The sequence below is a fragment of the Vibrio sp. QJM3NY_39 genome (assembly GCF_057785895.1).
Genome location: NZ_CM173505.1, coordinates 3,329,014 through 3,346,110, shown reverse-complemented (window position 1 = coordinate 3,346,110; position 17,097 = coordinate 3,329,014). Strand labels below are relative to the sequence as shown.

At 45.3% G+C, this 17,097-nt stretch carries 13 protein-coding genes; 11 read left to right on the top strand and 2 right to left on the bottom strand.

Features of this window, described 5'->3' with window-relative positions; genetic code table 11:
* Positions 1 to 177: 177 nt before the first annotated feature.
* The 8 genes from tsaE (at position 178) to hflC (ending at position 9,794) form a co-directional block, all read left to right on the top strand.
* Positions 178 to 642 (top strand): tRNA (adenosine(37)-N6)-threonylcarbamoyltransferase complex ATPase subunit type 1 TsaE, encoded by a 465-nt coding sequence (gene tsaE / locus AC3CHU_RS14780; protein WP_004735870.1) that lies wholly within the window; start codon positions 178 to 180, stop codon positions 640 to 642.
* On the top strand, positions 636 to 2,357 hold the full coding sequence (locus tag AC3CHU_RS14775; protein ID WP_488524812.1) for an N-acetylmuramoyl-L-alanine amidase: 1,722 nt from the start codon (positions 636 to 638) through the stop codon (positions 2,355 to 2,357). The genes tsaE and AC3CHU_RS14775 overlap by 7 nt, the downstream gene beginning before the upstream one ends.
* 51 nt (positions 2,358 to 2,408) lie before the next feature.
* Positions 2,409 to 4,742 carry a DNA mismatch repair endonuclease MutL gene (mutL, locus tag AC3CHU_RS14770; RefSeq protein ID WP_488524811.1) on the top strand — a complete coding sequence of 778 codons (2,334 nt, stop codon included), beginning with the start codon at positions 2,409 to 2,411 and terminating at the stop codon, positions 4,740 to 4,742.
* A 97-nt stretch (positions 4,743 to 4,839) separates the two neighbouring features.
* The gene (miaA, locus tag AC3CHU_RS14765) at positions 4,840 to 5,772 is read left to right on the top strand and encodes a tRNA (adenosine(37)-N6)-dimethylallyltransferase MiaA (RefSeq protein ID WP_054548395.1); all 933 of its coding nucleotides are present in this window, start codon (positions 4,840 to 4,842) and stop codon (positions 5,770 to 5,772) included.
* A 193-nt stretch (positions 5,773 to 5,965) separates the two neighbouring features.
* Positions 5,966 to 6,232: an RNA chaperone Hfq gene (hfq, locus tag AC3CHU_RS14760; protein ID WP_004735866.1), complete on the top strand. Its 267-nt coding sequence runs from the start codon at positions 5,966 to 5,968 to the stop codon at positions 6,230 to 6,232.
* Positions 6,233 to 6,276: 44 nt separating this feature from the next.
* Positions 6,277 to 7,584 carry a ribosome rescue GTPase HflX gene (hflX, locus tag AC3CHU_RS14755; protein ID WP_004735864.1) on the top strand — a complete coding sequence of 436 codons (1,308 nt, stop codon included), beginning with the start codon at positions 6,277 to 6,279 and terminating at the stop codon, positions 7,582 to 7,584.
* 27 nt (positions 7,585 to 7,611) lie between these two features.
* Positions 7,612 to 8,814 carry an FtsH protease activity modulator HflK gene (hflK, locus tag AC3CHU_RS14750; protein WP_017078236.1) on the top strand — a complete coding sequence of 401 codons (1,203 nt, stop codon included), beginning with the start codon at positions 7,612 to 7,614 and terminating at the stop codon, positions 8,812 to 8,814.
* A 2-nt stretch (positions 8,815 to 8,816) separates the two neighbouring features.
* The gene (gene hflC / locus AC3CHU_RS14745) at positions 8,817 to 9,794 is read left to right on the top strand and encodes a protease modulator HflC (protein WP_054548394.1); all 978 of its coding nucleotides are present in this window, start codon (positions 8,817 to 8,819) and stop codon (positions 9,792 to 9,794) included.
* A 167-nt stretch (positions 9,795 to 9,961) separates the two neighbouring features.
* Here hflC and AC3CHU_RS14740 read toward each other — a convergent pair whose 3' ends face one another.
* Entirely contained in the window at positions 9,962 to 10,150 is a 189-nt protein-coding gene (locus tag AC3CHU_RS14740) for a DUF2065 domain-containing protein (RefSeq protein WP_026012244.1), read from the bottom strand.
* Positions 10,151 to 10,322: 172 nt separating this feature from the next.
* Here AC3CHU_RS14740 and AC3CHU_RS14735 point away from each other — a divergent pair, with 172 nt between their 5' ends.
* A complete protein-coding gene (locus tag AC3CHU_RS14735) occupies positions 10,323 to 11,639 on the top strand; it encodes an adenylosuccinate synthase (RefSeq protein WP_004735860.1) in 1,317 nt (438 codons plus the stop codon).
* A 332-nt stretch (positions 11,640 to 11,971) separates the two neighbouring features.
* Positions 11,972 to 12,607: a flagellar protein MotX gene (gene motX, locus AC3CHU_RS14730; RefSeq protein WP_004735859.1), complete on the top strand. Its 636-nt coding sequence runs from the start codon at positions 11,972 to 11,974 to the stop codon at positions 12,605 to 12,607.
* 154 nt (positions 12,608 to 12,761) lie between these two features.
* Here motX and AC3CHU_RS14725 read toward each other — a convergent pair whose 3' ends face one another.
* On the bottom strand, positions 12,762 to 14,171 hold the full coding sequence (locus tag AC3CHU_RS14725; RefSeq protein ID WP_029224282.1) for an amidohydrolase: 1,410 nt from the start codon (positions 14,169 to 14,171) through the stop codon (positions 12,762 to 12,764).
* A 248-nt stretch (positions 14,172 to 14,419) separates the two neighbouring features.
* Here AC3CHU_RS14725 and rnr point away from each other — a divergent pair, with 248 nt between their 5' ends.
* Positions 14,420 to 16,918, top strand: coding sequence for a ribonuclease R (gene rnr, locus AC3CHU_RS14720; protein WP_017078239.1), 2,499 nt, complete (start codon positions 14,420 to 14,422; stop codon positions 16,916 to 16,918).
* Positions 16,919 to 17,097 lie beyond the last annotated feature (179 nt).

Genomic DNA, 17,097 nt, shown 5'->3' with positions numbered 1-17,097 from the left:
AAAAATGGGGGCGGATCTTAACGGATCTTAGTGATATTGACCAGAACTGACGTGTTTTGATCAGTATTTTTCATAGAACTTACACTTGAGTGCTTGTCTACTAAAAGCATCACGGTTTACTATTCTTGTTCTTTTGATTTTTATATAGTCAACGATCGATTTTTAGAGAACGTATTCATGAGCACGAAACAATTTACTTTGAAAGATGAACAAGCAACGATTCAATTAGGGACGGAGCTTTCTAATCTTTGCTCACAGCAGACGACTATTTATCTGCATGGTGATCTTGGCGCAGGTAAAACGACCTTCAGTCGTGGCTTTGTAAAAGCACTTGGCCATCAAGGAAATGTAAAGAGCCCAACGTATACTTTAGTTGAACCTTATCAACTTGCCGATTGGCAGGTATATCACTTCGATCTTTATCGCTTAGCCGATCCTGAAGAATTGGAGTTCATGGGGATTCGTGATTACTTCACACCAGATGCTATCTGTTTGGTTGAATGGCCTGAGAAAGGCTATGGGATGCTACCAGAAGCCGATTTGGACATTGATATTCGTTACCAAGACGACCACCGTATTGTTTCTTTAACCGCTAATAGTGAATACGGACAGCGCTTACTTAGTCAGTTGGAGTTATGTTGATTTTTAGACGCCTTATTTCAGCAGTAGCCATGATGGCTGCTGTTTTTTCTATACTGTTTTCTTCACTTGTTTCTGCAAACTCACTGAAAAGTTTAAGGGTTTGGCCTTCTCCAGAAGAAACTCGTGTGGTTATTGACTTAAAATCAGAAGCGGACTTTAGCTATTTCACCTTGAGTAGCCCGAGTCGTTTAGTGGTCGATTTAAAACATACCAACCTCGCAACTAAGTTACCGGTCGTGGTGAAAGATAGCCCCGTTCTATCTAAGATTCGTAAGAGTTCTCCGCCAGACAAAAACACCTATCGCTTGGTTTTTGAGTTGAAGAAGTCCTCTACAGCGGAGTTGTTTAAACTCAGCCCGACTCCTGGTGGTCAGTACGGACATCGTCTGGTGATCGATCTACCTCATGGTGCGGCAAGCAAGGGGACTACGACGTCGAAGCCGAGTAAACCAACGGTGAGCAAAAATATTAATCAGGTTAAACGTCAGAAAGACATTCTGATCGTGATTGACCCTGGTCACGGTGGTGAGGATCCAGGCTCTATTGGTCCAAGTCGTAAGTATGAAAAGAATGCGACTCTGAGTATTTCTCGTAAGCTTGCTGCACAGTTGAATGCGGTTCCTGGGATTAAAACTCGTATGACCCGTAACGCCGACTACTTTGTAAACCTTAACCGACGTGTCGCGATTGCTCGTGAAAACGAAGCTCATCTGTTTATCTCTATTCACGCGGATGCTTTTACGACCCCTCAACCAAGAGGTGGTTCGGTGTTTGTGTTGAATACTCGACGCGCAAATACTGAGATCTCTCGATGGATCGAGAACAAAGAGAAGCAGTCTGAATTACTCGGTGGTAGCGGTGCGGCTTTCACTGGCAATATTGATGATAAGAACGTAAACCAAACTCTGCTTGATTTGCAGTTCAGCCACTCACAGAAAGAGGGCTATAAGCTCGCAACCACCATTCTGTCTGAGATGGGTAAGGTTGCTAAGCTTCATAACAGTAAACCAATCAATACCAGTTTGGCGGTATTACGTTCACCACAGATACCATCGGTCTTGGTCGAGACGGGCTTTATTTCGAATCCGACCGAAGAGAAGCTGCTCTTCCAACGTTCGCACCAAGATAAATTGGCGCGAGCAGTGACCAAAGCGGTCGTTAAGTATTTGAAGGCTAACCCGCCAGAAGGGATTATCTTGTCTAATGCAACGTCGTCAACGGGTAGCGTGAGCCAACATAAAGTGTCTCGTGGTGAGTCTCTGTCTGTGATTGCGAGTAAATATGGCACCTCGACACAGACGTTGATGAAATTCAACAATCTGAAATCGAGCAGCCTAGCGATCGGCCAAGTGCTTAAGATCCCAAGTAGTGCTTCAGGGTCATCATCAAGCAGCGCAGTGAAAACCAAGACCATAACTCACACGGTTAAGTCTGGAGAGTACCTAGGCAAGATAGCCAGCCGTTACAAAGTACGGGTGGCAGATATCAAACGTGAGAACCGCTTGAAGTCTGAAACATTGAAAGTGGGTCAGAAGCTACGTATTACGGTTGAAGTGAAAGATGTCCCTCTGCGTAAACATAAAGTCGCAAGAGGTGATTATCTTGGCAAGATTGCGTCAAAATACGGCGTGAGTGTTAACAGTATTCGCCAAGCGAATAAGCTACGATCTGACAGCCTAGCGGTAGGGCAGGTGTTGATTATTCCGCACAAGTAAGCTTTTTAACGCAGACATGTTTCCATCAATGGCAGTAAGGTAGCTGTAAATATGACGATCAAAATACTGCCAGCTCGGTTAGCTAACCAAATCGCAGCGGGTGAAGTGGTAGAAAGGCCAGCCTCTGTTGTAAAAGAGTTGGTTGAGAACAGTTTGGATTCAGGTGCCACACGTATCGATATTGATATCGAGAAAGGTGGCGCTAAGATGATCCGCGTTCGTGACAACGGCAAGGGCATCGTCAAAGATGAGCTTGCGTTGGCGCTGAGCCGTCATGCTACCTCTAAGATTCATACCCTTGATGACCTTGAGGCGATCGTCAGCCTTGGTTTCCGTGGTGAAGCGCTCGCGAGTATTAGCTCTGTTGCACGCTTAACCATGACTTCACGCCCTGCCACTCAAGATCAAGCTTGGGCAGCACACAGTGAAGGCCGTGACATGCAGGTGAAACTGCAGCCTGCGGCGCATCCCATTGGTACTTCGGTCGAGGTGTTAGACCTGTTCTTCAATACGCCAGCACGCCGCAAGTTCTTACGCACCGAGAAAACCGAATTCACGCATATCGATGAGCTGCTTAAACGTATCGCATTGAGTCGCTTTGATGTGACGATTAACCTTCGTCATAACGGCAAAATGATTCGTCAGTACCGCGCTGCCAAAACACAAGTTCAAGCAGAAAAACGCATCGCTGCGGTATGTGGCAATCCTTTTGTTCGTCATATGCTTAAGATCGAACTTGAGCATCAAGGCCTAAAACTTCATGGCTGGATCACCACGCCAGAAGGAGCAAGACAACAAAGCGATCTGCAATACTGCTATGTGAATGGTCGTATGATGCGTGACAAGCTGATCAATCATGCGATTCGTCAAAGCTATGAGACTAGCCTGCGTCCAGACCAATTCGCAACTTATGTACTGTTTATTGAATTAGACCCGCATCAGGTGGATGTGAATGTTCACCCTGCAAAACATGAAGTGCGTTTCCACCAAGCTCGCCTTGTGCATGATTTCATTTATCAGGCATTGAGTGATGGACTAACCCAAAGCAAACAGATTAATGCGGTACCAATCAAGCAGTCTGCGTTTCATCAATCAGAAGCAACGAATTATCAGCAAGATAATGCAATGCCTGAATCTAGTGATGTGACGAGTTGCCCAACGCAAGAAAGCACTGTCCCTGCTTATTCGGATCAAAACCCAGTATCTGATCAAAGCCCTCCATCTGAAAGGGCGCGACATGCTATTGAGCAAACGCCAGCCTACCCGAGAAAAGCTGAGTCTGAACAAGCGAATGATCAACCTCAACACAGTGTTAATGATGGTGGACAGCACTATGGCTCAACAGCCAACCGAGGTTCATCGTCTAACAGAGGTTCTTCATCGAGTCTTGGTTCGTTATTTAACATAGGCTCGTCATCTAGCCGAGGTTCGTCAGCTAACACAGGCTCGTCGCCTCGCGAAACCAGTTTTACCGGGTCTCCTCGTCAAGAGTGGATCGAGTCTCGACCTGAACCTAAAAAAGAGAAAGAGCCACACCAGCATCATGGTGAACCCGCGCCCTCTAAGCGAGAAGTGAAAGCCTACAAAGAGCTTCTGAAAACGCCAGATTTTGATGATCAAGTTGTAGCTCCATCACCTCCTCAAGGGCATGTGGCACCAGTCGAAACCAGAGACAACATAGAAAATAGAGAAAACATAGAAAATATAGAAGCTAAGCCTGCTCAACAGAATCCTGTTCATTCAAAACCAAGAGCTCCTGTGACGGACTTAGGCAAAGCCGTCTCGGTAGTGGAACGCCAATATTTGGTAATGGGAAACAAAAACGGCAGTGTATTGGTGTCTCTAGCCAAAGCGGAATTGCTACGTGTGATTGGCCAACTTGATACTCGAGAAGGGGCGTTAAAAAGCCAACCGTTATTGGTGCCTTTATCGATTAAGCTTGGTAGTGAACTTGTCGAGGTTGCTAAGGCGTTGAGCCAAACACTGGCGTTATTGGGGATTGAGCTTAAGGCGCGAAACAGTGAAGCGGTAATGGTGATGGGCGTGCCTTCTCCGTTGAGGCAGCAAAACTTACAAATTTTAATCCCAGATCTGTTATCTTACGCGGCTTCATTAAACGCTCAGATTGTCGATAATCACGCTGCTACTGTTTTTAACGCAGATAATGTTTCTAACGCTGCTAATGTTTTTAACGATATGTTGCCATCATTGGTCAACTGGATCGGGATTCAAACGGCACAAGTAAAAAGCGACTACACTTTATCTGAAGCGGTTCAACTAGTTGGGGAACTTGAACAGCTTTGGCATGGTCTACTTCCATTAGATGATCCAGAGTTTGTCAATCCTATCGACTTTTCAGCGACCATAGCCGCGTTTACGGTTTAACTTTTTCGCGATGGCATTTGTCTTTTTAGCTGAATACGTCGCGACACAAAGCCCTTTTTTATAAAGCGCTCTAACAGAGAAACAAATACAAAATATCATGACTGAAAAATTACCTTTAGCGTTGTTTTTAATGGGCCCTACGGCATCAGGAAAAACAGATTTAGCTATCCGCTTACGTCAGAAATACCCAGTAGAGATCATCAGTGTCGACTCAGCATTGATCTACAAAGACATGGATATCGGCACCGCTAAACCGGATGCAGGAGAGCTCGCGCTCGCGCCCCATCGTTTGATTGATATTCTCGATCCAAGCGAAGCGTATTCTGCGGCAGATTTTCGTCGTGATGCGATCAATGAAATGAATAAGATTGTAGCGGAAGGAAAAATCCCGTTACTGGTTGGTGGCACAATGCTGTACTACAAGGCATTGTTGGAAGGCTTATCGCCATTACCGGCCGCGGATCAAGAGATTCGTAAGCAGATTGAAGCGGAGTCTATTGAACAGGGTTGGCAGGCATTGCATGATCAATTAAGAGAGATAGATCCCGTATCCGCTGAAAGAATACACCCAAATGATCCACAAAGGCTTTCAAGGGCATTGGAAGTTTACCGAATTTCGGGTAAAACATTAACAGAGCTAACTCAAACGAAAGGCGATAGCCTGCCATTTCGTGTAAAACAATTTGCAATAGCTCCCAAGGAAAGGAAAGAGCTCCATCGCCGCATTGAACTTCGCTTTGAGAAGATGATAGAGGCGGGGTTTGAAGATGAGATGAAGGCGTTATATGCCAGAGACGATCTTCACCCTGAACTGCCATCGATCCGATGCGTTGGTTATAGGCAGATGTGGGATTATTTAGATGGGAATTGCGATTTAGACGAAGCGGTTTTCCGTGGTGTCTGCGCAACCCGTCAATTGGCCAAGCGACAAATCACCTGGTTACGCAGTTGGGATGATTTAACTTGGTTGGATAGCGAAAACATTGATCAGGCGTTAGAAACTCTTTCAGATGCAATAGCATCTGATTAGTATTGCTGTGTATAATGTGATCGCTTTTTGCGTGAATATACTCTGAAAAGGATCAGTTATTGAGGCTTTTAAAAATCACAGCCTTTCAATAACAACGGAGTTTTTTTATTCGTTTAGCTCAGATGCAAAGGCCGCACCTTTTTGTGCACCACTAGCTAAATAATTACAACAAAATATAAATAAGGAAAATAAAATGGCTAAGGGGCAATCGCTACAAGACCCATTCCTAAATGCACTCCGTCGTGAGCGCATTCCAGTCTCTATCTATCTTGTTAACGGCATCAAGCTGCAAGGTCAGATCGAGTCTTTCGATCAATTCGTGATCTTATTGAAGAACACAGTAAACCAAATGGTTTACAAGCATGCGATTTCTACTGTGGTTCCTGCTCGTGCAGTTAGTCACCACAGCGGCGAGCAACAGCGTGCGCCATCTGATCGTCCAGAGAAGACTGAAGATTAATCGTTCAATTGATACAGCTTGCGCTGTAATAAGGAGTTGGTTGCTTGTTTGACCGTTATGAATCCGGCGAGCGAGCCGTACTTGTTCATATCAACTTCACGCAAGAGGGAGAATGGGAAGACCTAAGCGAATGTGAAATGCTGGTCTCCTCAGCGGGGGTAGAAACGCTACAAGTGATTACTGGTAGCCGACAATCCCCACTCCCTAAATACTACGTTGGAGAAGGTAAAGCCCTAGAAATCGCTCAAGCCGTTCAGCTGACCGGTGCTGAAATTGTGATTTTTAACCACTCTCTCTCTCCTGCCCAAGAGCGAAACCTCGAGCAATTGTGTAAATGTCGTGTGATTGATCGCACGGGTTTAATCTTAGATATCTTTGCACAACGTGCGCGAACTCATGAAGGTAAGCTACAAGTTGAGCTCGCTCAGCTTCGTCATATCTCTACCCGATTGATTCGTGGTTGGACTCACCTTGAAAGGCAAAAAGGTGGTATTGGTCTTCGTGGTCCAGGTGAAACTCAACTGGAAACCGATCGACGTTTGTTGCGTGACCGTATAAAAGCGATATTACGTCGTTTAGCGAAAGTGGCTAAGCAGCGTGAACAAGGACGACGTGCTCGTAATCGAGCTGAAATCCCAACAATTTCTTTGGTTGGTTATACCAACGCAGGGAAATCAACACTTTTCAATCAAATCACTAGTGCAGGTGTTTATGCGGCAGACCAACTGTTTGCAACTCTAGACCCAACACTACGTAAGATTGAATTGGCAGATGTCGGGCCTGCAATTCTCGCAGATACCGTAGGTTTTATCCGTCATCTACCACACGACTTGGTCGCTGCGTTCAAGGCTACGTTACAAGAGACGCAGGAAGCTGACATTTTGTTACATGTTGTTGATGCCAGTGATGACCGCTTTCGTGAGAACATTCAGGCTGTTCATGAAGTATTAGAAGAAATCGATGCTCATGAAGTGCCAACCCTTGTAGTCATGAACAAAATTGACTGCATGGAAGACCAAAAACCTCGAATTGAAAGAGACGAAGAGGGCGCACCACGCGCTGTTTGGGTTTCTGCAATGGAAGGAGAAGGGATTGAACTGCTGTTTGAGGCTTTAACTGAGCGTTTAGCGAGTCAAATGGTTCAATTCCGGTTGTGTATTCCACATCAACATCAAGGCCGTATTCGCAGCTTATTCTTCGAGATGAAATGTATTCAACAGGAAGAGTATGATGAAAATGGTAACTTGTTGATAGATATCCGAATGCAACAAATAGATTGGTCTAAACTTGAAAAAAGAGAAGGGGCGCTCTTAGGTGACTTTATCGTTACCAAAGAGACTGCTACAGTATAACGTCATATCAAATGATGGAGCTTTCTAATGGCGTGGAATGAGCCTGGAAATAATAACAACGGCGATAATAACGGCCGCGATAATGACCCTTGGGGTAAGAACAATAATCGCGGCGGCCGAGATCAAGGACCGCCAGACTTAGACGAAGTGTTTAGTAAACTAAGTCAAAAGTTAGGTGGCAAGTTTGGTAAAAAAGGTGGCAACGGTAACGGGCCATCTATTGGTGGTGGCGGTGCGATTGGCTTTGGTGTCATTGCTGTCATTGCGATTGCTATCTGGTTCTTCGCTGGTTTCTACACCGTTGGCGAAGCAGAAAGAGCCGTTGTACTTCGACTGGGTCAATTCGACCGTATCGAAGAACCGGGTCTTAACTGGCACCCACGCTTCATCGATGAAATTAAAGATGAGCAACTGGTTAACGTTCAAGCGATTCGTTCTCTACGTGCTTCTGGCACCATGCTAACGAAAGATGAAAACGTTGTGACGGTTGAAATGGGCGTTCAATACCGTGTTTCTGACCCGTACAAGTACTTGTATCGTGTAACGGATGCGGATGATAGCTTACGCCAAGCAACTGATTCTGCGCTTCGTGCGGTAATTGGTGACTCACTAATGGATAGTATCCTAACAAGTGGTCGTCAGCAGATTCGTCAGAGCACTCAAGAAACGTTGAACCGTATTATTGATAGCTACGACATGGGTATTCTGATTGTTGACGTGAACTTCCAGTCAGCACGTCCACCTGAGCAAGTGAAAGATGCATTTGATGATGCTATCGCGGCTCGTGAGGATGAAGAGCGTTTTGAACGTGAAGCTGAAGCTTACCGAAATGACATTCTTCCAAAAGCAACAGGTCGAGCTGAGCGTTTGAAGAAAGAAGCGGTCGGTTACTCTGAGCGTATTGTTAATGGTGCTTTGGGTCAGGTTGCTCAGTTCGAGAAGCTTTTACCTGAATACCAAGCTGCTCCTGAAGTAACACGTAACCGTATGTACCTTGATACAATGGAAAAAGTGTACTCAAGCACATCGAAAGTCCTGATTGATTCTGAATCAAGCGGTAACTTGCTATACCTACCAATTGATAAGCTAGGCGCACAAGGTGGTTCTCAGTCGGGTACTCGCCCTGCAAAAGCATCATCAACTTACGATCAAATTGAGTTAGAAACTCAAGCGGATCCAAAGTCTAGCACTCAAACTCGTTCAGACAGTTCACGTCAAGGGAGATACTAATAATGCGTAAATTAATGATCCCTGTATTAGTTGTGACGATTGCCCTTCTATTGATGTCACTATTTGTGATTCAAGAAGGCGAACGTGGCATGGTAATTCGTTTTGGTCGAGTTCTCGATGACAACGGCGTATCACGAATCTATGAACCAGGCTTGCACTTTAAACTGCCACTGTTTGATCGCGTAAAAGTACTTGATGCTCGTATTCAAACGATGGATGGTCGTTCTGACCGTTTCGTAACATCAGAGAAAAAAGACGTTCTAATTGATACCTACGCAAAATGGCGTATTGCTGATTTTGGACGTTTTTATCTGAGTACCGGCGGCGGCAATATCATGACGGCAGAAGCACTTCTTGAGCGTAAAGTGACAGATGTTCTTCGTTCTGAAATTGGTGCTCGTGAAATTAAGCAGATCGTGTCAGGCCCTCGTAATAAGGACATCCTGCCAGACTCTGCTGATAGCGAAGTTGTTACAACGGTAGCGGCTGCAGAAGCTCTAGAAGTTGATGGCGAACGCGACAAGATCATGGAAAACGTTTTGTCTGGAACGTCAGAAAGTGCGATGGCTGATTTAGGTGTTGAAGTTGTTGATTTCCGAATGAAGAAGATTAACCTTCCTGACGAAATCAGTGAATCTATCTACCGCCGTATGCGTGCAGAACGTGAATCGGTTGCTCGTAGACACCGTTCTCAAGGTCGTGAGAAAGCAGAAGTTATCCGTGCTCAAGCTGAGCTAGAAGTAGCAACAGTTCTTGCAGAAGCTGACCGTACAGCTCGAATCACTCGTGGTGATGCAGATGCAGAAGCAGCGAAGATCTACTCTGATGTGTACAGTAAAGATCCTGAGTTCTATGGCTTCATGCGTTCATTGCAAGCTTATGAGACTTCATTTAGCGATAAGAGCGACATTCTAGTACTGGATCCGAAGACTGACTTCTTCCAATACATGAATCAAGCAAGCGGTGCTCCAGCAAAATAAGCTGATGCGTTAGCGGATGCTTAGCTCAATAAGCAAAATACGTTAAAACTTAAAAGGCTCCCATTATGGGAGCCTTTTTGTTTTCTATTCTTTGAAGACTGAAGACTAAATATTGGCCATTGCGTCATCGAGGGAAATCGAGCGACAGAGCCGTGCTTTGAGAAAGCCTAGCGGTAGGTCATGAAAGCGATAACGACGCCAGCAACCACAAGGCAACCGCCAATTCGACGCAGTTGCGTGTCTGGCTGTTGGCTTAATTGAGCAACCATGTTTCTCCAGCCATTGGGTGCAATCAAGGGCCCCAGCCCTTCAACGATAAGAACAAGCCCGATTGCGAGCCAGATAGAATTAGACATGTTGCTGCCTTTTGTCTGTAAAAAGATAATAATATCAGCATCTTTACGGATCTTCGCGGTGTCATTGCAAATTTGCTTGTCGTTAGCTTTAACAATTATGAACAAAAAATGACTGCAAGAAATGTGATTCGGTGCTAGAATCCATTTTTAATTAGCAACAGAAATTGGAAAGATGGGAAATAACGTAGTCGTTCTAGGCACCCAATGGGGTGATGAAGGTAAAGGTAAAATCGTTGACCTTTTAACTGAAGATGCAAAATACGTGGTTCGCTACCAAGGCGGTCACAATGCAGGTCACACACTTGTAATTGACGGTGAGAAAACCGTTCTTCACTTAATTCCATCAGGTATCCTACGCAATAACGTTAAATGTGTTATTGGCAACGGTGTAGTATTATCGCCTGACGCACTTCTTAAAGAAATGAAACCTCTTGAAGAACGCGGTATCCCAGTACGTGAGCGTCTTTTCATCTCTGAAGCTTGTCCTCTAATTCTTCCGTACCACATTGCAATCGACAACGCGCGTGAAATCGCTCGTGGCGCTAAAGCTATTGGTACAACGGGTCGTGGTATCGGTCCTGCTTACGAAGATAAAGTTGCTCGTCGCGGTCTACGCGTTGGCGACCTTTTCGATAAAGAAGCATTTGCTGAGAAGCTAAAAGAAGTTATGGAATTCCACAACTTCCAACTAGAGCACTTCTACAAAGCTGAAACAGTAAGCTACGAAGAAGTTCTTGAGCAAGCGATGAGCTACGCAGACATGTTAACTGCGATGGTTATCGACGTAACTGACGAACTAGACGCAGCACGTAAGCGCGGCGACAAGATCATGTTCGAAGGTGCTCAAGGTACGCTACTAGATATCGACCACGGTACTTACCCATACGTAACGTCTTCTAACACGACTGCTGGTGGTGTTGCTGCAGGTTCTGGTTTTGGTCCTCGTCACATCGGTTACATCCTTGGTATTACTAAGGCTTACTGTACTCGTGTTGGTTCAGGTCCATTCCCAACTGAGCTATACGATGGCCTTGAAAAACAAGACCCAGTTGGTAAGCACCTAGGCGATGTTGGTCACGAGTTTGGCGCAACGACTGGTCGTCTACGCCGCACTGGTTGGTTCGATGCTGTTGCTATGCGTCGTGCAATCCAAATCAACTCTCTATCTGGTATCTGTCTAACTAAACTAGACGTTCTAGATGGCCTAGAAGAACTAAAAATCTGTACTGGTTACAAGATGAAAGATGGTTCTATCCTAGAAGTTTCTCCAATGGCTGCTGAGTCATTCGAAGAAGCGACGCCAATCTACGAAACAATGCCTGGTTGGTCTGAAAACACATTTGGTGCTAAATCTATCGACGCGCTTCCACAAGCTGCTCTAGATTACATCAAGCGTATCGAAGACCTAACTGGCGTTCCAATTGATATCGTATCAACTGGCCCAGATCGTAACGAAACTATCATCAAGGTTCACCCATACGGCGCATAATGCCCGCTGAGTGATTACCAGGCACTAACCGTGCTGTGGTAATTAAAGTACTTTGTTAATTAAAGTGCTCTGATAATGAAATAGTTTTCTAAAAGCCGACTTTATTAAGTCGGCTTTTTAATACCTGCAATTTAGCCATGCACTCTTTGATGGTGATCTTTTAAGCGTCATCAGGCAAAATATTGCCCATTAGCGGCAAGTTTTGTCTAAAGCCGTCAGGGTTATTGCCGATACAGATATCATGGAAAGTGAAGTTCACCCTGTTTTGTGCGTGTAGAAATCCTCTGCGGCCCTCAATAGATAACTTTAGCGACAGATAATAGAGTGCAGGTATGAAGCTACGAATTGTAGCAGCTTCATTGATAATGGCGCTGAGCTCACCCTTGAGTCATGCAAATTTGACTGACGTGGGAGAGCCCGTTCCAATATATACAGAAGCTGAACTGATTAATTTAATCGAGAATAATCAACACCTAGAGCGAGTGAAAGCTGATAAGTGCCAGTTAGTTGAAGATATCGTTGCTCGTGCGACGCGTATTAGCTTGCCTTCTTATGAGTTTTTATACGGTGATATGTTGGCTTGGGGCGTGTGTGTTCCACAAGATGTAGAGCTTGGCATTTACTATATGGAAAACGCGGCGCATCAAGGTTTACCGGCTGCACTAGAGCAGCTAGGTCGTTATTATTCTCGTGGAACCTTGGTTCAACAGGACAAAGAGCGCGCGATTCCGTATTTACGTGAAGCGGCCTCTATGGGTAACCTAAGTGCGAGTATTCACTTAGCGGAACTCTTGCTGCGTGATTACGGTAGCCCGTTAGATTATGAAGATGCTTACCGCTGGTTATACAACTCGGTGACTGCGGATGATAGGCAACACAAACGCATCACCGTGCTTCGTAGCGGTCTGGAACAGAGAATGCCAGACAATATTATCGCTCGAGCAAAACGTCGAGACGTGTTCTGGTAATGACGAATATTAATTAAGGTTGATGGTGAACGACTGCACTCGTTAGCCATCTATCTTGATATAGAAAGATATCGATATAAAAAGGCCTCGTAGGTAAATACCTATGAGGCCTTTTTTGATCTTAACGGTAAACCGTTTATCTCACTCGGTGGCGTTATTGAACAACTTCACCAGATTCAATCACCGTCTTACGAACGACTTTAGTGAAGTCGAGTGCTTCTTGACGAATCTTATCTTCATCGACTGTTAGCATGTCGCGGTCTTGCATGATGATCTTACCGTCAACGATGGTGTGGCGAACGTTACCAGAATTAGCTGAGTAAACTAATGCAGAGTATGGGTTGTAGACCGGAACCATGTTTGGCGCTTTCGTATCGATCACTATGATGTCGGCGAGTTTACCCGCTTCAAGAGAACCGATCTTATCTTCCATGTGTAGCGCTTTTGCTGCGCCCATTGTTGCCATGTCGATCACTTTGATCGGCGGCATTGCGGCACGATCTTTATTCACCAGCTTGTGAACTTTAGCGACTTGGTTGAATTCATCAATGGTGCTCAGTGTGTTACCAGACATTGGGCCATCAGTACCTAAACCAATACGAACATTTTCGTCATACATCTTAAGCGCAGGAGATACACCTTTTGCTGACTTGATGTTAGCACTCATGTTGTGAGCCACACCCATATCCGATTTTTTTACCAGTTCGATATCATGATCGTCAACAAGGATCATGTGTGCACCCACCAAGTTTTTGTTGAGTGCGCCAATGCTGTCCATGTATTGAACCGGTGATAGCCCATCTGAACGCTCTGCGATTTTCTCTTCTTCACGGTGTGATTCTGCTAGGTGAATCATTACTGGTACATCGAGCTCTAGAGAGAGCTTAGAGATCTTCTGCAGTATCTCTGTGGTGTTGGTGTAAGGCGCATGTGGTGCAAACGCGGGTGTGATACGCGGATGGTCTTTGTATTCTTCAATGAAATTCAGCGCGTATTGGATGCCTTCTTCCGCATTAGCCGCATCAGCGACTGGGAACTTAATCACGGTTTCACCAAGAATGGCACGCATACCGATCTTATCGACAGTTTTCGCAACTTCATCTTCGAAGTAGTACATGTCGGCGTAAGTCGTGACACCGCCTTTCACCATTTCAACGTTACCGAGATTAGCGCCAATGCGTACCATGTCTCGCGATACCAGTTTCTTCTCTAGAGGGAAGATATAACGGTGAAGGCGATCTGGCACATCATCGGCTAATGAACGAAACACGGTCATTGATACGTGAGTATGAGTATTGATGAGACCTGGCATAACGATATCGCCATCAACGTCTAACACTTGCTTCGCTTGGTACTGCTTCTCTAGTGAAGCATCACCAACGGCAATGATTTTGTTGTCTTTCACGACAACCGTTCCGCTCTCATAAACCGTTTTGTCTTGGTTCATGGTTAGAACCATCGCATCGGTAATCATTAGGTCGGCTTTTTCCATCGCAGAACTCGCGAATGGAAATAGAGCGAGGCTTGCCATTGCTGAAGCCAATAGGGTGCGTTTTAGTTTCATATCAATACTCAGAACAGGAGTTGGTAAAGTGTCAGGATAATAGTGTATTTCATTCATGGCGCAAACGTTTGTTTTATCGTTTGCTTGAAATTTTGATGATAGTCCGCCTCTATGAAGCGATGTTTCACAAAGTGAAGATATGTATCAATCTTAGGTTATTTTAGGCTTTTCCAAAGCATATCTGTAGCTTACCCCTAGCATCAGATATACTAGGGGTATATACATTCCTTGCTTAAGCAGGCCCGCCTATGTCAAAAAACACACCAATGTCAGAAAACACGACAGCGACAACCACTGTTGATCCTTTTGCCGACCGAGAGTCGAAAAATTACGAAAACCCAGTACCAAGCCGAGAGTTCATTATTTCGTTTCTAACAGACGCGAATATCCCAATGAACCGTAACGATCTATTCGAAGCTTTGGGTTTGGCTGGAGAGGAACAATATGAAGGGCTGCGTCGTCGTTTACGTGCAATGGAACGTGATGGACAGCTTATCTTTACCCGTCGTCAGTGCTACGCATTGCCTGAGAAGATGGAATTGATTAAAGGCTATGTGATTGGTCATAAAGACGGTCATGGTTGGGTTCGCCCAGACGGCAGTGTGGGTAAAGACAATGATATCGTGTTGCCGCATCACCAGATGAAAACCATCATGCACGGTGATTACGTACTGGCTCAGCCGACTGACAATAGTAAACGTGGTCGTCGTGAAGGTCGTTTGGTTCGTGTTCTTGAAGAGAGAAAAACCCCACTTGTTGGTCGCTTCTTCCTAGAATATGGCCATTCTTACGTGGTTGCTGATGATTCTCGTATTAGTCACGACATCCAGATCCCTACCGAGCATAAAGGCGGTGCTCGAATGGGTAATGTGGTTGTGATTGAAATTACGGATCGTGGTGGTCGTTCTCGTAACATGATGGGTAAAGTGACCGAAGTTCTTGGTGAAAACATGGCTCCGGGTATGGAAACGCAGATCGCGATCCGTACTCACCAGATCCCACAAGAGTGGCCTGAAGCGGTAGATAAGCAAATCGTAAACCTCGGTGAGCATGTTCCTGAAGAAGCAAAAGAAGGACGTGTTGATCTACGCAAACTGCCATTGGTTACCATTGATGGTGAAGATGCGCGTGACTTCGATGATGCGGTTTACTGTGAAGCGAAGAAAGGCGGAGGCTGGCGCCTGTGGGTAGCGATTGCTGACGTAAGTTACTACGTTCGCCCAGATACCGCGCTAGACAAAGAAGCGATTAACCGTGGTAACTCGGTATACTTCCCGTCACAAGTTGTGCCAATGCTGCCAGAAGTCCTTTCTAATGGCCTATGTTCATTGAACCCTCAAGTCGACCGTTTATGTATGGTGTGTGAGATGACTATCTCAGACAAAGGTAAACTGTCGGGTTACAAGCACTACGAAGCGGTAATGAACTCTCATGCCCGTCTGACTTACAACAAAGTTGGCGCTATCTTAGATGGCAATGAAGAACTTCGTGAGCGTTACGAGCCTGAAGTTCCACATCTTGAAGAGCTTCATAAGATGTACAAGGTACTTAAGAAAACGCGTGATGAACGTGGTGCGATTGAGTTTGAAACGGTAGAAACTAAGTTTATCTTCAATGCGGATCGTAAGATTGACCGTATTGAGCCAGTCATCCGTAACGATGCACACAAGATCATCGAAGAGTGTATGATTCTTGCGAATATCGCATCGGCGTCTTACGTAGAAAAAGCGAAAGAACCTGCACTGTACCGTGTTCACGATACTCCGGGAGAAGAGCGTTTAACGGGCTTTAAGAGCTTCCTGAGTGAGCTAGGTTTAACGCTGGAAGGTGGCCTGTCGCCATCACCAGTAGACTATGCACAACTGATGCAACAGATTAATGAGCGTGAAGATCGTGAGTTAATCCAAACCATGCTACTGCGCTCGATGAAGCAAGCGGTATACAACGCGGACAACGCAGGTCACTTTGGTTTAGCTCTTAAACGCTATGCTCACTTTACCTCGCCAATTCGTCGTTACCCAGATTTGCTATTGCACCGCGCGATTAAGTACCTTATTGCGAAAGAAGAAGGCCGTCAGAGTGAGCGTTGGACGCCAACGGGTGGTTACCACTACACTTTCGATGATATGGACTTCTACGGCGAGCAGTGTTCAATGACTGAGCGTCGTGCTGATGATGCTACGCGTGAAGTGAACGACTGGCTGAAGTGTGAGTACATGCAAGACCATGTCGGCGAAGTGATGGATGGCGTAATTGCTAACGTGACTGGCTTCGGCTTCTTTGTTCGTCTCACTGAACTGCATATTGATGGCTTGGTACATATCTCAGCGCTAGCGAATGATTACTACCAATTTGATGCTGTTGGTCAGCGTTTAGTCGGTGAAAGCTCAGGTAACATCTACCGCTTAGGTGATTCGGTTAAAGTGAAGGTTTCTGCGGTTAATCTAGAAACTCGCCAAATCGACTTTGATTTAGAAGACACCGATCGTCAGCCTCGTGGTAAAGGTAAAACGGCCAAGAAGCGTGCAGCTGAAGCGATGAAAAAGGCGAAAAGCAAAAAGCGTTCAGCGGTGAAGAGTAATAAGCCGGGTGTACCTGCGACGCCTTTAGTTGAACCGACTAAGCGACCAGACGGTAGCTCTGAAAGTTCAGCTAAGAAGAAGTCAGCGAATAAAACCGGTGCTGCGAAAGCGCGAGCTAAGAAAAAGCGTACCGCAAGTCGTAAGCCAAAGGCTGATAAGTCTTAAGTTTATAAGCCTTAAGGTTAATAAGTATTAAGCTTAATAAGTCTTAAGCTTAATAAGGCGCTTTGCTAGTTAGGTTTAGCACAGCGCTAATTTAATGCGACATGACTTTAACGCGAGATGACTTTAACGCGAAAAGATTTTAATGCGAGAGTATCAGGCGCAAGACGCATACTCTCGAA